19 protein-coding genes and 2 tRNA genes are annotated in these 20,630 nt (G+C 67.2%); 13 read left to right on the plus strand and 8 right to left on the minus strand.

Annotated elements, in window-relative coordinates; translation table 11 throughout:
• The first annotated feature begins 95 nt into the window (after positions 1–95).
• The 5 genes from AC1DVU_RS05155 (at position 96) to AC1DVU_RS05175 (ending at position 2,660) form a co-directional block, all read left to right on the plus strand.
• The gene (locus AC1DVU_RS05155) at positions 96–881 is read left to right on the plus strand and encodes a carbon-nitrogen hydrolase family protein (protein ID WP_476921345.1); all 786 of its coding nucleotides are present in this window, start codon (positions 96–98) and stop codon (positions 879–881) included.
• Positions 878–1,933, plus strand: a complete 1,056-nt coding sequence (locus tag AC1DVU_RS05160; protein WP_476921346.1) for a hypothetical protein — start codon at positions 878–880, stop codon at positions 1,931–1,933. Before AC1DVU_RS05155 ends, AC1DVU_RS05160 begins: the two co-directional genes overlap by 4 nt.
• A 42-nt stretch (positions 1,934–1,975) precedes the next feature.
• Positions 1,976–2,064, plus strand: a tRNA-Ser gene (locus AC1DVU_RS05165).
• 1 nt (position 2,065) lies between these two features.
• Positions 2,066–2,497: a hypothetical protein gene (locus tag AC1DVU_RS05170; RefSeq protein WP_476921347.1), complete on the plus strand. Its 432-nt coding sequence runs from the start codon at positions 2,066–2,068 to the stop codon at positions 2,495–2,497.
• A 76-nt stretch (positions 2,498–2,573) separates the two neighbouring features.
• A tRNA-Ser gene (locus AC1DVU_RS05175) sits at positions 2,574–2,660 on the plus strand.
• A 175-nt stretch (positions 2,661–2,835) separates the two neighbouring features.
• On the opposite strand, the gene AC1DVU_RS05180 is transcribed toward AC1DVU_RS05175, so the two are convergent.
• The gene (locus AC1DVU_RS05180; protein WP_476921348.1) at positions 2,836–3,237 is read right to left on the minus strand and encodes a VanZ family protein; all 402 of its coding nucleotides are present in this window, start codon (positions 3,235–3,237) and stop codon (positions 2,836–2,838) included.
• A 77-nt stretch (positions 3,238–3,314) separates the two neighbouring features.
• On the opposite strand from AC1DVU_RS05180, the gene AC1DVU_RS05185 reads away from it, so the two are divergent.
• On the plus strand, positions 3,315–4,199 hold the full coding sequence (locus AC1DVU_RS05185) for a WD40/YVTN/BNR-like repeat-containing protein (protein ID WP_476921349.1): 885 nt from the start codon (positions 3,315–3,317) through the stop codon (positions 4,197–4,199).
• 4 nt (positions 4,200–4,203) lie between these two features.
• On the opposite strand, the gene AC1DVU_RS05190 is transcribed toward AC1DVU_RS05185, so the two are convergent.
• The 3 genes from AC1DVU_RS05190 to AC1DVU_RS05200 form a co-directional block, all read right to left on the minus strand.
• Positions 4,204–6,009, minus strand: a complete 1,806-nt coding sequence (locus AC1DVU_RS05190) for a DUF4012 domain-containing protein (RefSeq protein WP_476921350.1) — start codon at positions 6,007–6,009, stop codon at positions 4,204–4,206.
• 120 nt (positions 6,010–6,129) lie between these two features.
• On the minus strand, positions 6,130–6,723 hold the full coding sequence (locus AC1DVU_RS05195; RefSeq protein WP_476921351.1) for an LPXTG cell wall anchor domain-containing protein: 594 nt from the start codon (positions 6,721–6,723) through the stop codon (positions 6,130–6,132).
• A gap of 119 nt (positions 6,724–6,842) precedes the next feature.
• Entirely contained in the window at positions 6,843–8,282 is a 1,440-nt protein-coding gene (locus AC1DVU_RS05200) for a tyrosine-protein kinase domain-containing protein (protein ID WP_476921352.1), read from the minus strand.
• 188 nt (positions 8,283–8,470) lie between these two features.
• Here AC1DVU_RS05200 and AC1DVU_RS05205 point away from each other — a divergent pair, with 188 nt between their 5' ends.
• Genes AC1DVU_RS05205 through AC1DVU_RS05215 form a run of 3 tightly spaced genes read left to right on the plus strand, consistent with a single transcriptional unit; the run spans position 8,471 to position 11,336 of the window.
• Positions 8,471–9,490 (plus strand): polysaccharide pyruvyl transferase family protein, encoded by a 1,020-nt coding sequence (locus AC1DVU_RS05205; protein ID WP_476921353.1) that lies wholly within the window; start codon positions 8,471–8,473, stop codon positions 9,488–9,490.
• Complete coding sequence (locus AC1DVU_RS05210) at positions 9,487–10,530, plus strand: glycosyltransferase (protein WP_476921354.1); 1,044 nt, start codon at positions 9,487–9,489, stop codon at positions 10,528–10,530. Before AC1DVU_RS05205 ends, AC1DVU_RS05210 begins: the two co-directional genes overlap by 4 nt.
• Positions 10,527–11,336: a glycosyltransferase family 2 protein gene (locus AC1DVU_RS05215; protein ID WP_476921355.1), complete on the plus strand. Its 810-nt coding sequence runs from the start codon at positions 10,527–10,529 to the stop codon at positions 11,334–11,336. The genes AC1DVU_RS05210 and AC1DVU_RS05215 overlap by 4 nt, the downstream gene beginning before the upstream one ends.
• Positions 11,337–11,358: 22 nt before the next feature.
• On the opposite strand, the gene AC1DVU_RS05220 is transcribed toward AC1DVU_RS05215, so the two are convergent.
• Genes AC1DVU_RS05220 through AC1DVU_RS05230 form a run of 3 tightly spaced genes read right to left on the minus strand, consistent with a single transcriptional unit; the run spans position 11,359 to position 15,474 of the window.
• Complete coding sequence (locus tag AC1DVU_RS05220; RefSeq protein WP_476921356.1) at positions 11,359–12,567, minus strand: polysaccharide biosynthesis protein; 1,209 nt, start codon at positions 12,565–12,567, stop codon at positions 11,359–11,361.
• On the minus strand, positions 12,561–14,045 hold the full coding sequence (locus AC1DVU_RS05225) for an O-antigen polymerase (protein ID WP_476921357.1): 1,485 nt from the start codon (positions 14,043–14,045) through the stop codon (positions 12,561–12,563). Before AC1DVU_RS05225 ends, AC1DVU_RS05220 begins: the two co-directional genes overlap by 7 nt.
• A gap of 28 nt (positions 14,046–14,073) precedes the next feature.
• Positions 14,074–15,474 (minus strand): sugar transferase, encoded by a 1,401-nt coding sequence (locus AC1DVU_RS05230; RefSeq protein WP_476921358.1) that lies wholly within the window; start codon positions 15,472–15,474, stop codon positions 14,074–14,076.
• 347 nt (positions 15,475–15,821) lie between these two features.
• Between AC1DVU_RS05230 and AC1DVU_RS05235 the strand changes: the two genes are divergently transcribed.
• The 4 genes from AC1DVU_RS05235 to AC1DVU_RS05250 all read left to right on the plus strand — a co-directional run bounded on the left by AC1DVU_RS05235 (position 15,822) and on the right by AC1DVU_RS05250 (position 19,196).
• Positions 15,822–16,610, plus strand: coding sequence for an MBL fold metallo-hydrolase (locus tag AC1DVU_RS05235; RefSeq protein ID WP_476921359.1), 789 nt, complete (start codon positions 15,822–15,824; stop codon positions 16,608–16,610).
• Positions 16,611–16,613: 3 nt separating this feature from the next.
• The gene (locus AC1DVU_RS05240) at positions 16,614–17,378 is read left to right on the plus strand and encodes a potassium channel family protein (RefSeq protein ID WP_476921360.1); all 765 of its coding nucleotides are present in this window, start codon (positions 16,614–16,616) and stop codon (positions 17,376–17,378) included.
• Between the two features lie 99 nt (positions 17,379–17,477).
• Positions 17,478–18,926, plus strand: a complete 1,449-nt coding sequence (locus AC1DVU_RS05245) for an MFS transporter (protein ID WP_476921361.1) — start codon at positions 17,478–17,480, stop codon at positions 18,924–18,926.
• Positions 18,927–18,935: 9 nt separating this feature from the next.
• Complete coding sequence (locus AC1DVU_RS05250; protein WP_476921362.1) at positions 18,936–19,196, plus strand: hypothetical protein; 261 nt, start codon at positions 18,936–18,938, stop codon at positions 19,194–19,196.
• On the opposite strand, the gene AC1DVU_RS05255 is transcribed toward AC1DVU_RS05250, so the two are convergent.
• Entirely contained in the window at positions 19,193–20,620 is a 1,428-nt protein-coding gene (locus AC1DVU_RS05255; protein ID WP_476921363.1) for a CDP-glycerol glycerophosphotransferase family protein, read from the minus strand. The two genes, AC1DVU_RS05250 and AC1DVU_RS05255, sit on opposite strands and share 4 nt — an antisense overlap.
• Between the last annotated feature and the right edge of the window lie 10 nt (positions 20,621–20,630).

A 20,630-nucleotide genomic window follows, 5' to 3' on the forward strand; every position in this document is an offset into this window, starting at 1 on the left:
ACGTTCTGCACGAGTCGGCGGCGTTGGAACGGTGCACAGCGTCACAAATCGCGGGGTGCCTCCGCGCTCAGGGGCCACCTGCGAAGATGGAGACCATGCGTGTCGCACTGGTTCAGCTCGTCTCGGCGACGGACTCGGCGATCAACCGGGAAGACATCCGGTCTCGAATTGCAGCGCTGACGCCCGCCGACGACCTTGACCTGGTGGTCCTTCCCGAGGCGTCGATGCACGACTTCGGGTCCGCCGACCACGACCTCGCGGCCGTCGCCGAGCCGCTCGATGGGCCTTTCGTGCAGCTCCTCGGCGCGGAGGCCCGGCGGCTGGGCGCGACAGTCGTGGCCGGGATGTTCGAGCGTACGGACGGCCTGCCGTTCAACACCCTCGTCGTGGTCGGTCCTGACGGCGCGCTGCGTCAGACGTACCGGAAGATTCACCTCTACGACTCGTTCGGCTACAAGGAGTCCGACCGCCTCCGCGCCGGCGACATCCAGCCGGTCGTCCTCGACATCGCGGGCACGCCGGTGGGCCTCATGACCTGCTACGACCTGCGCTTCCCCGAGCACGCGCGGGCGCTCGTCGAAGCGGGCGCCGAGGCGATCGTGATCCCCGCGGCATGGGTGGCAGGCGACCTCAAGCTCGACCACTGGCGCACGCTGCTGGCGGCGCGGGCGATCGAGAACACCGTGTACGTCGTCGCGGCCGCGCAGGGTGGTGACCGATACACCGGGCATTCCTTGGTTGTCGATCCATGGGGCTCTATCGTGGGCGAGGCGGATTTGCCCCCCGAGATCATCCGCGTCACCCTCGAACCCGAGGTCGTGGCGCGTGCACGGGAGATCAACCCGTCGCTGGCCAATCGAAGGATTCGTACCAACTCATGAGCCGCGCCCCCAAGGGTGGACGCCGTCGCCTCGACGCCTCCGTGCCCCCGGAGTACGACCTCCCGACCCGCGAGCCACGCCTGGACTCGCCGGTGGCGGCACGGTTCGTCATGGTGTTGGTGTTCCTTGGCTGGGTCGCCGGTACGGCCGGTTCGGCCACCTCGATCATCGCGTTGGACACGCCGGCCTGGATCGAACGACCGTCGGCGGCGCTGCTGATGGTCGTCTTCGCGATCGGGCTGACCCACCGTGGCGGTGGCCACATGCGCATCTGGCTGCCGATGACGGCAGCCCTCGGAGCTGCCGCTGTGGCGCTCGAGACGAACGTCCTGCTGGCATCGGCGGCGGCGGTCACCGCCGTCCTGGCGTCGGTGTGGGCGGTCCTCGTCACGAGGCCGGTCACCACGCTCCTCGGGGCGATCCGTGAGTACTCCCTCGCGCTGCTGGTCGCGTTGAGCGGCACGCTCGGCGTCGCAGCGTGGAACGCGCCGGTCAACTACCAGCGCTTCAACCTCATCGTCCTCACGGTCTCGCTCGGCCTGGCCATCACGCTGGTGTGGAACCTGGGTGCCGGCCTTCACGGGCTCGGCCGGCAGAACCTCGCGATCCTGCTCGGCGTCGCCGGGCTCGTGATGCTGGTCATCGCCTACAGCAGCTTCGTGCGTACGCACGGCTCGCAGTCCCTCGTCCAGGCCTTCAGCGACCTCGTCATCTGGACCCGTCGTACGTTCCACGGTGCGCCGCGACCGATCGAGGTGCTGATCGGCTTCCCGGCGCTCATCGTCGGTGTCTCGCTGCGCTCCAAGCGCCGCGAGGGCTGGTGGATCCTGGTGTTCGCTGTCATCGGCACGGCGGTGCTGACGACGTCGCTCGTGTCGCCCGGCGCCTACCCGAAGTACATCGCCCTCTCCACGCTCTATTCCGGCGTGCTCGGGCTGATTGTCGGCCTGGTCCTGCGTCGTCAGTTCCTGAAGGAACCCTCGTCGCGAGCTGCTCGAGCCATTGCGCCGGTCGTACGCGTCGAACCTCCTCGCTTTGCCGCGCTCAAGTAGTGCGATAATCGACGCGGCGCAGCGCCTCGGTGCTGCCACCCAGGAGGGGTGCCGGAGCGGCCGATCGGAAGCGCCTTGAAAGCGCTCGCTGGCAGCAATGTCAGCCGCGGGTTCGAATCCCGCCCCCTCTGCTTGACGAACTATCGACTGGACCGCAGATTCGCGCTGCTCGCTGTCGGCATCAATGTGATGGTTGCCGGCGTGGCTGCCGCCCTCGCGTTCTTCCTCTCATCCATTGCGGCGCTGGCGTGGGTCTTCGGCATCCTGGCTGTCGCGGCACTGCTCAACGCCGCGCGTGTGTACGCCTTCCCGCCCGTCGTGGCGCGCACCGATCCCGGCGGCTTACGGGTCGGCGGCCCGCTCACTGTGAAGCCGATCCGCGTGCCGTGGCTCGACGTCGAGGACGTCACGACCGGCGACGGCCGCGTGTTCGTCGACCGCGGCAACGACGAGGTCATCGCCTTCCCCCTGGCGTACGTCGGTGGTCGCGCGAACGAGCTGCTCCGCGATCTGTATGAGCGCCTCAACAGCGCCAACGGCTACCGGCGCTTCAACCCGAGCTGACTGGGCGCTGCCCGATTCGTCGGACGGGACTCACGGTCGGTATCCTGTTCCGGTTGCCGGTTTCGATCGGCGGCAGGGAGGTGTCGCATAGTGGCCTAGTGCGCCCGCCTGCTAAGCGGGTTGAGGTTTAAACCTCTCGCGAGTTCAAATCTCGCCACCTCCGCTGCCACGCAACAAGCAGCACCGAAATGACCAGCCACGCAACGTGGCTGGTCATTTTGCGTGGTGACGACAGAGGAGCTCGCTCCGCCCGTGAGCCAAAGAGCCAACGAGGGAAAGACTGCGAGCCAACAAGCCCGCCAAGGAGCTCGCTCCTCCAGGTGAGCCGCAGAACTTGCCTACAAGTCAGACGCCCGCCGCACCCGCCACACCCCCACCGCCGCCGCGCCCAGACCCGCACCGATCGTGTTGGCCAGCACGTCCACCCAGGACGCGGTCCGATCGGGTCTGGCCATGGCTTGCACGAGCTCGATGGCGCTCGACAGGACGAGTCCGCCGGCCACCGCATGAACCCAGCGGGATCCGGGCGACCACACCATGGCGAGCAGACCCAAGGGCACGAACAGCACCACGTTGGCACCGAACTCCACGCCGTTGTACGCCTCGGCGGGCGTGAGGTCGAAATGCCGGATCATCCATTGCACCGGCGCCCACCCGATCACATTGATGTCCTCGTCGATGTGGGTCGGCCACAGGCCCACGAGGATCAGGGCCGCCCCATAGAGTCCCGCTCCGGTCACTGTCAGACGCGAGGGGCGGGGCATCCCCTGAGCCTAGCCACGGCCTACATGCCCCTCGCGCCGCATAGGATCAACCTGTGAGCAAAGCTGTCGTCCGCGCTGCACTGTTGGCCTTCGTCATCGCGGATGCGGTTCTCGTCATCGGTGTCCTGCGGCACGTCAACAAGACGCCGCCCGCCGCCGATCTTCCCGCTGCTGCAGCCGTCAAGCCGTCCGCGTCACCCAGCCCCGGCACGAGCAAGCAGCAGGACTACCGCTTCGACCCCGCGAGCGCCTCTTCGATCTCGATGGCCAACGACCAGACGCTCATGTATGCCAATCGGGGTCAATGCGACGGCGACGCGGGCGCCAAGCTCGTCCTGTCGACCAACGGCGGTGCGTCGACCAGCACCCCCGACACCGGGCTGAAGGAGATCGTCGCGGTGTCCGCGGTCTCCCGCTCGGAGCTGCATGTGGTCGGCGCTGACGGCGACTGTGCCCTCAAGCGGCTTGTCTCGAGCGACGGCGGCGACTCGTGGACGTCCGACGCCTCCACCCACGTCTGGTATCCCGACCTCCAGGATCCCGAACGGGTTGTGTCGCCCAACGGGTCCAGCAAGCCGGGTTGCACTGTCACCTCGCTGAGCCAGATCGGCGACAACTTCGCCCGGGTCAGCTGCGCGGACGGCACGATCCTCGGCACCGGCAATGGCGGAGAAAAGTGGCTCAAGCTCGGCCGCCTCGACAACGTTCGCGTGGCATCGTTCACGACGTTCAATGCCGGCTATGCGCTGGCGGTCTATCAGGGCTGCGCTGCCCAGGAATTCACGACGCGCGACGGTGGGCGGTCGTGGGCCCCCGGCGGTTGCATCAGCGGCGAGCCAGCGCAGGCGATCGGTGCCAACGACACCGGCTTGGTTGCCATCGTCGACTCGCAGCTCTACGTCAGCGACAACGGTGGCAAGAGCTGGGCCCAGCCGTAGCCGGTCAATGACAGGAGTTGCGGACGGTCAGGCCGTTGGGGGTCGACCGGATGCCGGGCGTGCGGGACAGGACGACGTCGCCACGCTGGTTCTTGGCGGTGACCATGGTGGCCGCGACGGTGACCTTGGCGCCGGGCTTGAGCGAGAACGCCGCGAAGTTGACCGGCCTGCCCTCGAACGTGACGCCATTGTTGGGCCGGAACTTGCTGTTGAGCGTGAAGGACACGAACCGCCCACCGTCCGGTGCAAATGTCCTCGTGTCCAGCACCATGTTCCCCCGAGGGCCGCTGAGGCCGTTGCCGGTGATGTAGCTCGGCAGCTCGCTCGCGTCGGCCGGCGCCGTGGACGTGTACGTCGTGGTCAGCTGGATCGTCTGCGCGCCGGCGGATGAGCACCGCACCGACCGCGCCGAGACGTCGACGTCGAGGTAGTACTGCATCTTCGAGGCAGTGGAGTCGTTCAGGTAGACCCCGACCTGCGGATGGGCGGTCCGGCCAGTCGGGAACGCGCCGGAGATCTTGGTCGGCGCGAGCTCGGCCTGCTCGGACTTCCGGGCCGACCACAGCAGCACCCGGCGCTCGTTGGTGGCCTTGGTGAGTTGTTCGAGCACCGTGCGGGAGTCGCCGACGCCGGCGGTGACGGCATCGAAGATGCGCTTGGCCGAGTCGGCGAAGAACGCATCCTGCACCACCGGGTTGGGATAGCGGGCATACACATCGTTGAGCAGGATGTCGACGGCGTTGGCGCTGGACAGCGTCGTGTTGTCTGCGGCCTTGATCGGGCCCGTGCCTCTCAAGAGGAAGCTCAGCGCGACCGGATCGATCGACAGCACGCCGTCGACCTTGGTGCCGAGCTTGTCGTCGACCATGGCGCGGGCGATGCTCGCCGTACGTGGAAAGTCCGGGGTGAAGTTGATGTCGCGGAAGTCCTTGGCCATCAGCTGGCCGTACACGTTGCGCTCATCCTGCGTGAGCTTGACGAACGGGTCGGCGTATTGCGGTATGTCGGTGTTCGCTGATCCCTGTTTGGTGAACGTGAGCTTGCCCTTGTCGGCCTTGAGGATCGCGAACGCTCCGGGGAGCCCCCCGGTGGAGCGCACCTCGGCATTGTTCTGGAAGATCAGCAGATAGGTGCGCTTGCTGTCGATGCCGAGCATCTGCGGCGCGAGCCGCATGGCCTGCGCAGCTGACGAGGCCGCGGACTGCGCGCTGGTGATCTTGTCGGTGAGATCGGCGGCCGGCGCTTTGAGAGGCCCGATCAGGTCATCCGTGTCGATGTCGAGGATCTTGTTGCGGTTGACCGTCAGGACGTCGCTTGCCGTGGTGACGGACGGCGCGAGTGTCTGCAGTGTCGCCAGGTTGAAGCGTCCGTTCTTGGGCTTGAACACGTCGGCGTCCAACGACGACGACACCTTGACGACCGGCGGTATGCCCCGCTGGGCGATGTCGTCGAGACTGGTGGAGATGATCTGGACCGCGTCGACGCTGCCGCCGACGAACGGCAGCTTGGAGAGACTGCCCCACAGCGGGCCGTCGGTGTTGGCGCGAGCCGTGCTCGTCGACTGCTGGAGCGCGGCGAGTGTCGTGGTGGCTCCGGCGGTGTCGCCGTCGGTGATCTGCTGCTGAAGGGTCTTGGCCTGGTCTGCAGCGTCGTTCAAGGCGGTCTTCGCAGTGGCGGCCTGACGGGCGAGCACGATGCCGACGACGATGACCACCAGGGCGACCAGAGCGAGTCCCCATACGAGGGGGTTGCGCTTGAAGGATCGGCCGGGACCGGGACGCCTCGACCGCGAGCGATGACCTTGGGACATGGGCGTCATCCTGGGTATGAGGTCGGTCTGTCAGGGCTGGAGATGTAGCGGCCACCGACTCGGCGCAGAGGGAGACGGCGTCGAGCCGGTGGCGGACTCAGTGCGATGGTCGCGCTGTGATCAGGCGGTCTTGCGACGGCGGGCCGCTATGGTCACGCCGCCGCCAACCACTACGAGGCCCGCACCGATGGCGAGCAGCGTGAGGGTGCTGCCACCAGTGTTGGGCAGAGCGCTGGACTCATCATCAGCGTCGTCGGCGCTGCTTGTATCGCCCACTTCCAGCTGGACGCTGTAGCTCTCGGTCTGCCGGGCGGCCTGCAGGGTGTCCGAGCTCGTGGCGGCAGACGTGCTGAGGACAGCGGGGGTGACGGTGTCGGAGGTGGAGGCCGGGGCGGCGGAGTTGACCGTCGCGGGGTCCCACGTGCAGAGCGCGGTGACCGTGTAGTGGCCGTTGCCCTTGGGCGCGATCAGCGTGACCGTGTAGGTCGTGCCGGATCCGCCCGGCGGCTTCTGGCCGTGGAACGTCTTGAGGCTCCACGAGCAGTTGATGTTGCCGGAGTCAAAGGTGATGGTGAACTGTTCGCCGGGGTCCACGTCGTCCGGGACCTCAGCCTGGAACGGCGGCGGCGCATAGGCAGCGTTGGCGGCCGAAGCGGCGAACACGCTCAGCAGTGCGACAAGAAGAGTGGCAAATGCCACGCGAATCTTCAACATGGGTCCCCCCCGAGAATCACTTGGTCATCTACGTAAGATGCTGTCACAAATCGTAACCCAGGAGGGGGTCAGCGGGAATTCGAACAAGGAAATGACCCCAACTGTTTACCGGGTTTCCATTACATGTCAGCGCGGCTGTCGGCTCGCGGCCGCCGCCGGAACATCGAACGCGACTGCTCGGCGTGGGTCGCGTCCTGGGGTTCGTACCCATAGCCGTAGCCGTATCCATACCCGTACTGGCCTGCGCCCTTGGCCGGAGTCATGTTGAAGATCACGCCGGCTGGCTCGGCTCCGACTGAGGTCAGCCGCTCGGCGGCGGCCCGTACCTGGTCGACGGTGGTCTTGCCGTGGCGCACGACGAGAATCGCGCCGTCGGACTGGCTGGCGAGCAGCGCGGCGTCGGTCACCGGCAGCAACGGCGGCGCATCGATCAGCACGATGTCGTAGTCGGCGCGCAGCTCCTTGATGATCGCGCTCATGGCGTGCGACTTGAGCAGCTCCGCAGGGTTCGGTGGCGTGCGGCCACTGCTCAGCACGTCGAGGCCAGCATGCTGACTGGCGTGTTGCATCGCGTCGTGCAGGGAGAGCCGGCCGACGAGCACGGTCGTCAGGCCGACCGCGCTCTCGAGATTGAGGTAGTGGCTGATCCTGGGGCGACGCAGGTCGGCCTCGATGAGCGCGACCCGCTCCCCGCCCTCAGCCAGCGTCATCGCGAGATTGGTCGCAGTCGTTGTCTTGCCCTCCTGGGGCAAGGAGCTGGTGATGACGAAAACCTTGCGTTGCTGATCGGGGTCGATGAACTGCAGGTTGGTCCGGAGCACGCGAAAGCCTTCGACGCGCGGAGCGTAGGTGCCGAGCTCGTTGATGAGGGGGCTGCGCTCGGCGTCGCGGTCGTAGCTGATGGACCCGAGGATCGGGGCGTCGATCAGGTCTTCGAGCTGCTTGATGGACTTGACGCTGGTGTCGAGCGTCTCGCGCAGCACGGCGAGCCCCACTCCGACCAGCAGGCCGAGGACCAGGCCGAGGGCGAGGTTGCGCTTGGGGCGCGGAGACACCGGCGCTGACGGCTCGGTTCCGGGATCGACGACGGTCGCCTTGATCGTCGCCTCATCCTTGCCGGGCGGCGTCTCGAGCTCGGCGACGTAGGACACGAACTGGTCCGAGACCGCATCGACAAGCATCTTGGCTCGTTCCGGCGACGGATCCGTGACGGTGATCCTCAGGATGACGGTGTCGAGCTTCGAGGTCGCCGAGATCTGGTCAGCGAGGGCTTTGGGCGACTCCTCGAGCTTGAGCTCGTCGACGACCCTCCTCGCGATCTGCTGCCCGGTCAGCAGATCGGCGTACGACTTGACGCGCTGGAGCGAGAACTGGCCGCCCTGATTGGCCTGGGCGTCGTCGGACGCGCCCGACGTGGAGACGAACAGACGTGAGGATGAGGCATATTGCGGCGTCGCGCTCCACGTGAACAGGGCAGCCAACGCGATCATCGTGAGGGTGCACATCGTGATCAGGACCCACCGGACTCTGGCGATGGTCAGATAGTCACGAAGATCCACGATTGCCCCGATCGAGATTGATGGCGGGCTTCCCTGGGCCCGCGGCACCGAGTCTAACCGTGGGTGGGGCGACTCGAGCGGTGTGGACGACATACTGTTCCAAAAGGATGTGGTGTCGAGGGATCACCGCGAACGTACGGGCCGCAGGGCCTGTGCCGAGTGGACGGACGCACGAGGGGGAGTCGCGTATGAGGGTGTTGCTGGTGTCTGCTGATCGCTCGGCGGCGGGAGGTGGCCACGCCATCAACGTCGGCGACGCGTTGTTGACCGACGCCTTGAGGGCTCAGCTCGTTGAGCTCGGTCATGACGTGGACGCGGTGGATTTCGGCCCCGGGCGCTCCAACAGTGATGCGCCTCGATTGGGTGTTCGTGGACTGCGGCAGCTGTTCCGCGAGGTGCGTCAGCACGATGCGGTTGTCATCGGCGGCGGGACGATGATCCAGGTCGACTCGGACCACCTCCTTCGCGGAAGCCTGATGCGACTGTGTGCAGCAGTCTCCGTCGCCGGTTGGTTGTCGCGCGTTCCGGTCTTCTACTTCGCCGTCGGCTGCGACCCTCTGGCGTCCAGGCTGGCACGAGTCGGTTACCGATTGGCCGTGTGGCGCCGACGCGTATGGGTCCGGGAGACCGGGTCCGCCCGGCGCTTCGATCAGTATTTCGGCCGTCAGCCGATGATTGCGGCCGACGCCGCGTTGCTCCTCGAGACGAAGACGGCGGACGCGAGCGATCCGGTCGCGGGCAGCATCACGCTGGCGCCCAATCGACGCGACGGCCCGCAGCTTACGGCGTCATGGGTTGGCTCGCTCAGGCGGTCGCAAGCTCAGCTCCGGCTGGTCCCCATGTCGTACGGAGACATCGATGACCTGGACCTCGTGCCGGATGATGCGTTCCCGATGATGCGTACGATCTCGCCGGTCGATGGCTGGCAGGGCGTCGTCGCGGAGTTCGCGACGTCGGAGACCGTCGTGGCCTCGAGGATGCACGCGCTCTACATCGCCCTGCTGTTGGACATCCCGATGGTGGCGATCGGCGCCAGCAGCAAGGTCGCGGCGTTTGCCGAGGAGTTCGGCGTTCCGCGGCTCGACTCGTTCGCGGACTACACACCCGGTGTGGAGCGCCGCGCGTCGGCCGAAGCGGTGCTGGACGCCAAGGCCCGCGTCGCCCATGGCGCTGAACAGCTCGGCGGCTTCCTCGGCGGCCGCGCATGAGGCGACCGGCGTACCTCGTCAACGGATTCGGCGCGTATGCCGGTGGCATCGTCCGCGTGCACAACGAGATCTGTCGTCAGCTCGCGGCGCGAGGGCTGCTGTTCATCGCCAGTGCACCACGGCACCAGGAGTCGGGTTTCCCGAGCACGATCCTCAGCCGCCAGACTGACTCGAGGCGCGCGTCACTGGTGGCTGACCTGAAGGCCTCACTCCGTCGTGGACCTCGCTACGACGTCCGGGTCGACTCCGCACCGGCGTTCCGACTGTTCACCAAGTCCTCGCGCCACGTGGTCGTCGTGCATGACCTCAACTTCCTGCAGCGGCACGTCCACGGCATCTCGGCGGTGCAGTACGTCTACCGCTGGGTGCTCCACCACTGGACGTTGCGTCGAGTGGACTCGATCGTCGTCAACAGCGAGGCGACGGCCGCCGAGGTGCGACAGTTCCGGCCGGCACTCGAGCGCAAGGTGGTCGTCCTCCCGCTGCCGGTCGATCATGTGGTCGCACCACGGGCACCTGCCGCGAGCGCCGGCGGCGAAGCGATCACCCTGATGTCGTTCGGGCACGCAGCCAACAAGGGTGTCGAGCACCTCCTGGAGCTGGCCGCTGCCCGGCCCACCGTCGAGCTGCTGCTGATCTGCGGTCAAGGGCATTGGCGCGAGCTGTGGGAGCCCAGGGCGCGGGAGCTCGGAGTCACCGGTCGGGTGCACGTGCGCAGCTCAGTGAGCGACTCCGAGCTGTATGAGGCGTATTGCCACGCTGACGTGTTCTGCATGCTGTCGAGCTACGAAGGTTATGGGCTGCCGGTCGCCGAGGCTCTGAGACTCGCCCGACCGACGATCGTCAGCACGCTGCCGGTCCTCGCAGCCACCAGCCGGCACGCAGCTGTCGTGGTGGATCCGGCGGATGTCGTGGCTCTGTCAGCTGCGGTTGACGAGGCATTGCAGGCTCCTCGGCAGCGATGGTTGGACGCCGCCGAGACCTTCCGAAGCTGGACCTGGGAGAGCTGGACAACCGAACTCTTGAGGAGCGTCGCATGACACCACCGACCGTCGCGCTGATCACCGTGACCTACAACAGTGCGCGCGAGCTGGAGGAGCACTGGAAGGACGCTGCTGCCCTGGGTGTTCCGTGGATCGTCGTCGACAACGCGTCGGACGACGGCTCGGCCGACATCGCGGCCGGCCTGGGCGCTGAGCAGGTGGTACGGCTGCCTCGCAACGTCGGGTTCTCGGCCGCCAACAACGTCGGCGTCGCGCTGACCGGCGCCGACTGCCTCATCTTCGTCAACCCCGACGTACGCGTGGATGGTGACTCGGCCCGTGAGCTGGCTGGGTTCGCTGTCTCGCGGCAGGCTTTGGTGGCGCCCCAGCTGCTCAACAGCGACCTCACGGTGCAGGAGAACGGGCGAGCAGCGCCGTTTCTCTATCGAAAGCTGTCCCATTTCATCGGCAAGGGCCGGCAGGAGTACGAAGTCGTGACCCAGCCGGATGAGCTGGCCCGGATCTCGTGGGCGATCGGGGCCGCCATCGCAATCCCGCGCGCCATCTTCACCGAGATCGGAGGGTGGGACTCGTCGTTCTTCATCTATTACGAGGACTCGGACATCTGCCTGCGGGCGAGGGCCAAGGGCCACCCCGTGCTGCTGCTCGGCTCGGTTCGCTGGGTGCATGCCTGGGCCCGCGCCACCAGGCGTTCCTTCTCGCTCGCCAGCTGGAAGTTCGAGTTCAGGTCCGCTGCCCGCTTCTACGGGCGCTATCCGGGCCTCCTGCTGCACCCGCGCCTGTTCCGTTCGGCTGGCCGGGTCTCGTACCGGGACGAGCGGCAGATCGAGTCACTCGGCTGACCGGACGGACGTCCGGCGCGACTCAGCGCATGGGGGCGCCATCTGCCGGACGTTTCTGCCGGATCAGTGCCGCACCACTCAGGATCATGAGCGCCGCCTCGGTGACGATCGAGGCACCAGCAAGCGCGGCAAGCCCGTACGTGCTGGCGACGAGGCACCCCACGATGGCGATCGCCCCGACCGTTGCGCTGATGCCGAGACGAACGCGCGCCAGCCCCCGAGCCAGAAGACCCGCCACCAGGAGGTAGTTCCCGCACTTGAGCGTGAGGGCAGAAGCCAGCGCGATGAGGACGATGTGCGGCTCGATGTCCATGTGCAGAACACGCTCGATGAGAGGACGACAGGCGACCAGCACGACGGCCATGACCGCCCCCAACGCCACGGCGCCGCCCCACCAAGGGAACACCTTGTGTGGCAGCCGTCGGAGTCGTGGCAGGGCCTGCGTCGCGAGCGTCGCGGGCACGAACTCCATGGCCTGCACGATGCGGGTGGCGGCGGCCAGCGTCGCGGCATCGGCGATGCTGAGCGTCGCAGCGCCGATGATCAGGGGCGCCTGGGAGTAGAGCGCGGTCAGCGAGCCGCTCGCGCCGATCTCGAGGATGCGCAGCACCAACCGGGGTGGTGTGTCACCTGACGGAGCCGGCTCCAGAGCCGAGAGCAGCCCGATGACCATGACGAGCGAGGGCAGCGGGAGCAACCACAGCCAGTGGAGCTGCCCTGACAGGAACACGAGCGCGAGAACCGGCGCCTTGGCTGCGATCGACACCAGGTCGACCAGGCCGTACGCCCCGTCTCGTCCGTGCAGCAGCAATGGCGCCTTGCAGACGCGTACGAGACTGTCGAGCGTCTGGGTCAGCGAGAGTGCCACGACCACCCCGACGGTGCCGGCGCCGACAGCGTCGCCACCGAGCCCGAGCATCGCGATCAGGACCGCGATGACACCGAGTGATGTGGTGATCAGGTGCACCGACAGCACCCGCCGGAACACCGGCCTGGTGAGGTCATCTGGATCGTTCGCGAGCACGAAATTTCCCGCGCCCGAGTCACTGACGATCCCGACGGCTGCCAAGAGCCCGAACGCCGTGACCAGAACGTTGCGCTCGTCAGCGTCGCCGAGGCGGGACAGCGCCACCAGGATGACGAGCTGGGTCACCCGCAACGCCGCCGTACCGATCGACGGCACGATCAGCCGTATCCCGGATCCGGCACGCCGGCTGATAGCTGTCACCATCTGGCCGCCCCTCCTGCGCGCTGAACCCGGGCAGCAGCGGGTATTTCTGTGCCGCCAGCGGAGCCGAACGCGTACCTGCTCGCGAGGCCGGCCATGAGGACCGTGAGGAGGACCAGCGAAAGATTCTGGTACGAGTCACCGCGGGCGAAGGAGAAGAACAGCGGCGTGAGGAGGACGAACAACACGGTGCGGAGCAGGCTCCGGTCGTGGTTGTACGTCGTGAACCGCGCGGCAGCGATGCCGACGAGCGCGCCGATCAAGGCGATGCCGGGCCAACCGAAATTCCAGTAGCCCTCACCGATTGCCGAGATGCTGGTCTCGATGTGATCGGGATAGTAGAACCGTGGCAGGTAGTCACGCGTGAAGATCGCGTTGGCGCCGCCGACCTTTTCCGGCAGCAGTGACCCGGGCACGAACCAGGTGAGCACCAACGGATAGGTGCCTCCGTACTGGTGAGTGAGACGGCCCTGCGCCTCTGCCTGGTTGAGCAGGATGAGGCTGTCAAAAGGTCTGGTCTCGGCACCGGACGTGAGTCGAGTCGTCAGCGTGCTGACGGGGTCGTTGGCCAGCGCGGCAAGGGACTCGCCGTCGTCGTAGACGTTCTCCCTCAGGGTCAGGCTCATGATCATGGCGCCCACGACCAGACCCAGCCCGAGCAGGATGATGGCGGGCGTGTGAAGCGGCCGCCGCCCGAGCTGTTTGACCAGCAGCAGGGGCAGAATGGCGCCGAGCAGGAGTGGTCCGCGTCCCCCTGTGATGAAGGCGACGCCCAGCAGCGCTGCCGCGGAGATCAGTCCGAGGGGAGCCCACGTCGGCAGCTTCGGGTGAGCACGCCGAGCGAGCAGGTAAAGGATCAGTGCTGCGGCGAGCGGCACGTATCCCAGCGTCAGGAAGTAGCGCCCGGCCAGAAACGACGACCGCACTGAGACGCCCGCGAGGTGGGCCGACAGGCCACCGGATGACTGGACGAGAAGGATCGTGCAGGTGAGGGCCACGACGAGGGCTGCGCACAGGAACGCCGCGGCCCGCTTGACGACGTCGTCCGTGACCTCGCGGGTCGTGACGCGGACTTCAGCCTGTGCAGTGCGCCTGACCCGGTAGAAGTAGAACACCGACACGAAGAACCCGAACACGAGAACCTGCTCGATGGCCGTCGTTGCGGCCGGAACGATGTCGCCTTGGTATGTCTGCGCATCTGCGATGGCCCCTGCGGTGGTGGTGCCGGTGGACTTGATGGTGAAGGGGCGGAGCACAAAGATCAAGAACCCACCGAGCGACAGAATGCCGATGGGAGTGAGGGGGTGACCGACCCGACGCCACTCGTAGATCGTCAGTGTGATGAACATGCCGCCGGCGCACCAGATCAGAGGCGAATAGGCGTCGGTCGAACTGGTTGCCAGGACTATCGTCAGCGGCACGATGCTGCCCAAGGCCAGGCACGTCAACACCAGGGGATTGATGTGCTGCGGGCCGGTCACCCGCCGAAACCTGTCAGCGGGGCCGGGCTCAGTAGGCGCCATCTGAACCGAGGACGGCACGAACGGTCCGCCACAGGATGATCATGTCGCCGGTCATCGACCAGTTCTCTACGTAGTTGGTGTCCAGGCGGATCGACTCCTCCCAGCTCAGGTCGGAGCGCCCCGAAACCTGCCAGAGGCCCGTCATTCCGGGGCGGACTGTCAGCCGTCGGTGGGCGATCGAGTCGTACATCTCGACCTCGGCCGCCTGCTGGGGGCGTGGACCCACCAGGCTCATGTCGCCCTTGAGGACGTTGAACAGCTGGGGAAGCTCGTCGATCGAGTAGCGCCGGAGGAACCTGCCGACCGCCGTGATGCGCGGATCGTCGGTGATCTTGAACAGCGGGGTGGCGCCTGTGCCTTGCTTCGCGAGGAGCTTGGCGAGCTCGGTGTCCGCGCCGGTGCGCATCGAGCGGAACTTGATCATCCGGAACAGCTCGCCTCGCAGACCGACGCGCTCCTGCGTGTAGAACACCGGGCCCGGGCTGGTCATCGTCACGGCGATCGCGGCCGCAAGCATCAGGGGCGAGAAGAGCAGCAGCAGCAGGAATGCGGCCGACTTGTCGAAGAGCATCTTGGGCCACGTGCCGGCGTCGGCGTACTGGGGCTCCTCGAGGAGGAGCAGGGGCATCGTGGCGACGGCCTTCATGTGGATGCGCGAGCCGGCGATGTCCATCACGTTCGGCGCGACCATGAGCTCGACGTTGACGCCTTCGAGCTGCCACGTGAGCTCGCGGAGCCCATCGGGGCCGAGATGTTCGGTGTCGGTGACGAGGACCGTCGCGGCGCCGGAGACCGTGAGGGCATCAGCGAGCGTGCGAGCCGTGCCCAGCACCGGGATGAACCGCCCGGGCACGTTCAGCCACTCGTTGAAGTCGGCCTCGCGGTCAGGGACCCAGACGCCGCTGACTCGCAGGCCCGCTCCGGGATGCTTGTCGAACACGTCGCTCATGTGCATGGCCGAGCGAATTCCGCCGACGACCAGGACCCCCGAGATGTTGCGGCCCTGCTCTCGGGTGCGCCGCAGCCACACGCGCCAGACCTTGCGGTTGATGAGGAGCAGGATGAGCCCCAGTGGGAACGCGGTGGCGAGATAGCCCCGCGACATGTCGACCTTGAGCATCAACGAGGAGATCGCGAGGCCGCCGAACAGCCAGAATGTGATGCGGGTGATGCGGCGATACTCCTCCGCTCCTTCGCCGATGATCCGCAGGTCGCGTGAGCGGAAGAGCGCGAGAAACGTCCACCAGGCGCCGGCGATGACGATGCCGAGCCCGACGTAACCGAGTGAGAACGGGCCGCCGGTCTTGGCGTCGCTGTCGGGCCCGAACCGGAGCATCACCGCGAGCACGGTAGCGAGCGTCAGCAGGACGAGATCGGACAGCGCCACGCCGACGACATACCGCCTCTTCCAGGGCGCAGGCGCCAGAGGCAGGTCCTCAGGTCTGACATCAGATCGCGCTGCGCCGGCAGGGCCCAAGGACGGTTTGCCGATTGCTCGCGCAGCCGGATCCGGAAATGATCGGTCAAAAGCAGTACTCACCGTGGTTCTCCCCCCGGAGGTGAACAGCGCGCTCTCCCAAACGCGGCCGTAGTCCTGACCCTAGACGATAAACGGATCACACTGTCGCGAATTAACGCAATGTTTTCGTGGAGGCTTGGAATGCCAGCATGCTCGACACTGCGATATCCGGGTTCGCGTGACGAGCTGTCGGCAACTCCGACAGGATCGTGCCCATGCGTGTTCATCACCTCAACTGCGGATCGCTGCACCCACCCCTGATGTCCGAGGTCGTCTGCCACGTCCTCCTGTGCGAGACGCCGGACGGGCTCGTGCTCGTCGACAGCGGTCTTGGCCGGCACGACTTCGCCGATCCGAAGCGCATGGGAGTCGCCCGATTCCTGATGCGACCGGATCGCGACGACGCCAAGACCGCGATCGGCCAGGTCGAGGCGCGCGGCTTCTCGGCTGCCGATGTGCAGCACATCGTCCTGACCCACATGGACTTCGACCACATCGGCGGCCTCGCGGACTTCCCGGACGCCACCGTCCACACGACGGCTCAGGAGTACGACTGGGCTGTCGTCAACCCGGATTTCACCTCGCGCCAGCGCTACTCACAGCGGCAGTGGGCGCACAGCCCCCGCATCAAGGCGCATGCCGGGCCGGGCGAGCAGTGGAAGTACGACCTCCACGGCATGGAGGTCCTGCCGGGCATCACCTACCTGCCGATGCCGGGACACACCAAGGGGCATGCGGCAGTCGCCGTCGAGACTCCTGACCGGGGCATCCTGATCCACGCGGGCGACGCGGTGTTCGACGCCAGCCTCTACACACCCACGTCGCCGGCCGGCACGTCGCTCGAGCAGATCCGACTGCTGCGTGGCTTCGAGCGGCTCATGGCTGTCGATCGCAGGAGGCTCGACGGCAACCACGCCACGCTCCGCCGGCTCAACGAGGAAGCTGGCGTGACAGTGTTCAACGCGCACGACAAGCGGATCCTCGACGACCTCATCGGGAGCTGAGACATGGGCTGGGCAGATCAGGGTCGCCCCCAAGGGGATGCCACCTGGGTCAGACGGATCGATGTCCTGGCCATGCTGCTCGCCCTGATCTTTCTTGTCGCATATGCCGTCCCGATCCTTCAGCCAGATGCACCGACGGCTGTGCGGAATGCCTGCCGGACCACGGTCTGGGTGACCTGGGCCCTGCTAGCCGTCGAGGTCGCCTTGAGGTTCTTCTATGCCGACCGCAAGCGGAGCTTTGTGCGGAGTCACTGGCTCGACATCGCGGCGGTGGCGTTGCCGGTCCTGCGTCCCCTCCGGCTGCTGCGCCTGGTGCTACTGGTGAGCTTTCTGCAGCGCCATGTCGGCCGCTCCCTCATCGGCCGAGTCGGGGTCTATGTCGGCGGGGCGATCGTCCTCACGTCATTCGTCGCGTCCCTCGCCGTTCTCGAGGCGGAGCGCGAAAGTCCTGACGGAAACATCCGGACGTACGGCGACTCGATCTGGTGGGTCACGACGACGCTGTCGACCGTTGGGTACGGCGACCACTACCCCGTGACGACAGAAGGCCGCATCATTGCCGTCGCTCTGATGGTCGTCGGCGTTGCACTGCTGGGCGTCGTCACAGCCTCGCTGGCGACGTGGCTGATCGAGCAGGTGCGTGAGATCGAGGAGGAGTCGGAGGCGCTGCAACGCCAGGACATCCTCGCCCTGCGTGAAGAGGTCGCGCGCCTGAGGCTGGCCCTCGAAGCAGGCGACGAAGGGACCCTGGAGCGCGGTCGACCGTGATGAGGCGCACGTAGCGATCCGGAGGTCGACTCCGTATAGTTGGTTGCACGGAGCAATCACTGACTCCGAATCCACCCCGTACTTTCCAGGAGAATTCCTGTGCCTTCGTCGACCCGACGCACTCACTACTGGCTGACCTTCGCCGTGCTGGCGGTGGCGGTCTCGTCCTACTCCCTCATGCAGTCGCTGACGATCCCGGTGCTGTCCGAGATCGAGCGCGAGCTCAACACCGACCAGAACACCGTGACCTGGGTCCTGACGGCGTACCTGCTCTCGGCTTCCGTCTTCACGCCGATCATGGGCCGCCTCGGCGACGCGTTCGGCAAGGAGCGCCTGCTCGTGCTCTCGCTGGTCGCACTGGCAGCCGGCTCGCTGCTCGCCGCGCTGGCGTCCAGCATCGGTGTCCTGATCGTCGCCCGCATCATCCAGGGCGTCGGCGGCGGGGTCCTCCCGCTGGCGTTCGGCATCATCCGCGACGAGTTCCCGCACCACAAGGTCGGCGGCGCGGTCAGCGTCGTCTCGTCCCTGCTTGCCGTGGGGTTCGGCGCCGGCATCGTGCTGGCCGGTCCCATCGTGTCGGGACTGGGCTACCACTGGCTGTTCTGGCTGCCGTTCATCGTGACGTCCATCGCAGCCGTGGCATCGATCGTCTTCGTGCCCGAGTCGCCCGTACGCACGCCGGGTCGCATCTCGGTGCTGCCCGCCGCCCTGCTGTCGAGCTGGCTCGTCGCGCTGCTGCTGGCGCTCAGCGAGGCGCCCAAGTGGGGCTGGGGCTCCGGGCGCACGATCGGCCTGCTGGTGCTCGCCGCCGTGCTGGTCGTAGCCTGGATCCGGGTCGAGCAGCGCGCCGCCGTGCCACTGATCGACATGCACATGATGCGTCTGCCCGGCGTGTGGACCACCAACCTGGTCGCGCTCCTGGTTGGCATCGGCATGTACGCCTCGTTCGGCTTCATCCCGCAGTTCAACCAGACGCCGAGCGCCAGTGGGTATGGCTTCGGGTCGAGCGTGACCGAGTCCGGAATGCTGATGCTGCCGTCGGCCGTCGCGACGTTCCTGACCGGTCTGGTCGCCGCATCGATAGCGCGTCGTGTCGGCCCCAAGGCGGTCGTGGTGTTCGGCTCCGCGCTCGGTGCAGCCGGCATGTTCATGCTGGCCTGGGCCCACGACACCAAGACGGAGATCGCGGTCGCCAACGGCATCACCGGCGTCGGTATCGGCCTCGCGTTCGCGTGCCTCGCCGGCCTGATCGTCGGTGCGGTCCCGCCGGAGCAGACCGGCGTGGCCAGCGGCATGAACGCCAACATCCGTACGATCGGCGGCTCGGTCGGCACCGCCGTCATGGCGAGCATCGTCACGGCGCACTTCCTGCCGAGCGGGTTCCCCAAGGAGATCGGTTACACGGCCGGCTTCGCGGTGCTGGGTGGAGCGCTGCTGCTGGCAGCGTTCGCCGGGCTGGCGATCCCCACGATCTCGGCCAAGAAGCTCGAGGAGCAGCTCGAGCAGGAGCCGTCACCGGAGTCGCTGCTGCAAGGCGCGACTGCCTAGACTCACGGCGTGAGCCGCCTCGACACGTTCTTCCGGGACGCCTCAGGGCGGCTCGTCGTGGTTCAGGTCCCCAGTCCGGCCCTCTGCGTCTGGTTCGCAGCCGCCGTCCTGCGCTGGAGCGCGTACGACTCGCATGACGTCGAGCTGCGTTGGATCGGAGCAGGCGCGCTGATCGCCTGGAGCCTGGACGAGCTGGTGCGGGGAGCGTCGCCATTCCGCCGGGTGCTGGGCGCCGTCGTGCTCGCCGGGCAGCTGTGGAGCTTCTTCTAGGAGCCGGACAGCTCGGTGACCAGGTCCATGAAGCGCCTCGCGGGGTCGGAGCGGTCGGGGCCGCCGAGGTAGTGGTCGGCTCGCTCGGCACGGATCGAAGCCAGCGGATCGTCGCCGAGGGCTGCGTCCAGCGCCTCAGCCAGGCGTACGAGATCACGGTCGATGACGTACGCCGCCGCTGCCGTCGGGTGAGCACTGCGGAACGCCTCAGGATCGGCGAACTGTGCGGCATACATGACCAACGGCTTGTTGCTGGCCATGAAGTCGACGACGATGCCCGAGACGTCGGAGACCATGGCGTCGACGGAGTTGAACGCCTCGATGAGTGGCTCGTCCATCGCCGTCTTGCCCCATCGGTGCGGCCGTCCGGTCGCGGCGGCGTCGGCCTCGAGGAGCTCGTTGACGCGGACGATCATCGCCTCGGCCTCGAGGTGGTTCTGGCCGGCGAAGTGGCGGCGGAACACCACGGTGCAGCCGCGATCGAGGAGTGCCTGCACGATCCGGTCGGCGACCGCCAGCGACGAGACGTTGAGGCTGTCGTCGGCGTGCCGCCATGTCGGCGCGTAGAGAACGGTGGTCGGGTGGTCACGGTGGTTTCGAGGCGCCCCCTGCCCGCAGGGCTCGCGGGGGGACCCCCACGCTTCGCTCCGCACCTCAACCACCGGGATCGGCACGATGCCTTCGGTCTGTGGACGGCCGATGATGCGCAGCTTGTCGGCCGGGATCGTCAGACCCGCGGCGGCGAACCGGTCGATCGCGGCCTGTCCCGCGACGGCGATGATGTCGTACTGCAGCACCCGCTCCGACGCGCTGAGCGGCTTGTCGCTGTCGCCATGCCCGAGGAAGGCGTGCGTCGCCGACGAGCCGGCGATGAAGTCGGCATTAGTGGCGGCGCCGTGCGGATAGAACGCGCCTCGTACGCTCGCCGGGATCTGCCCCTGCACGATGGGCACGCCCGCATACAGGTCGGCGAGCTGGCGGAACAGAGCGGGCGTACGGGCGACGATGCACCAGTGCACGCCGGTCCGCTCGACCCACGGCGACCACATGCCGATGTGGACGCCGACCTTGCCGGCATACGGGATGGCGATCGTGGGCGCGTACGCCTCGATGGCCGCCTCGGCGTCCGCGCACTCGCGGGCATACCGGTGCAGGGTGCCGGCGATGAGCGCAAGGACCACGCTGCCGCCAATCGCGATCACCAACGCGACGACCGGCTCGAGGAACACCGCGATCAGCACCGCGATGGTCAGCGCGGCAGCCACCACAGCCCAGAGCCGGAGGCGAATCGGTGGCCGCTCGGCGAGGCCGGTCGGCTGCCCGGGAAAGTGCGCAGCGCGTGGTGGCCGCGCCAGCGTGCTGCGTCGGGCCACCACACCGGTCGCGAGGCCGAGGGCCAGCACGAGCAGGGCGGCGACGATCACCCGAGCACTC

The sequence above is a fragment of the Aeromicrobium sp. P2_G6 genome (genome assembly GCF_056403535.1).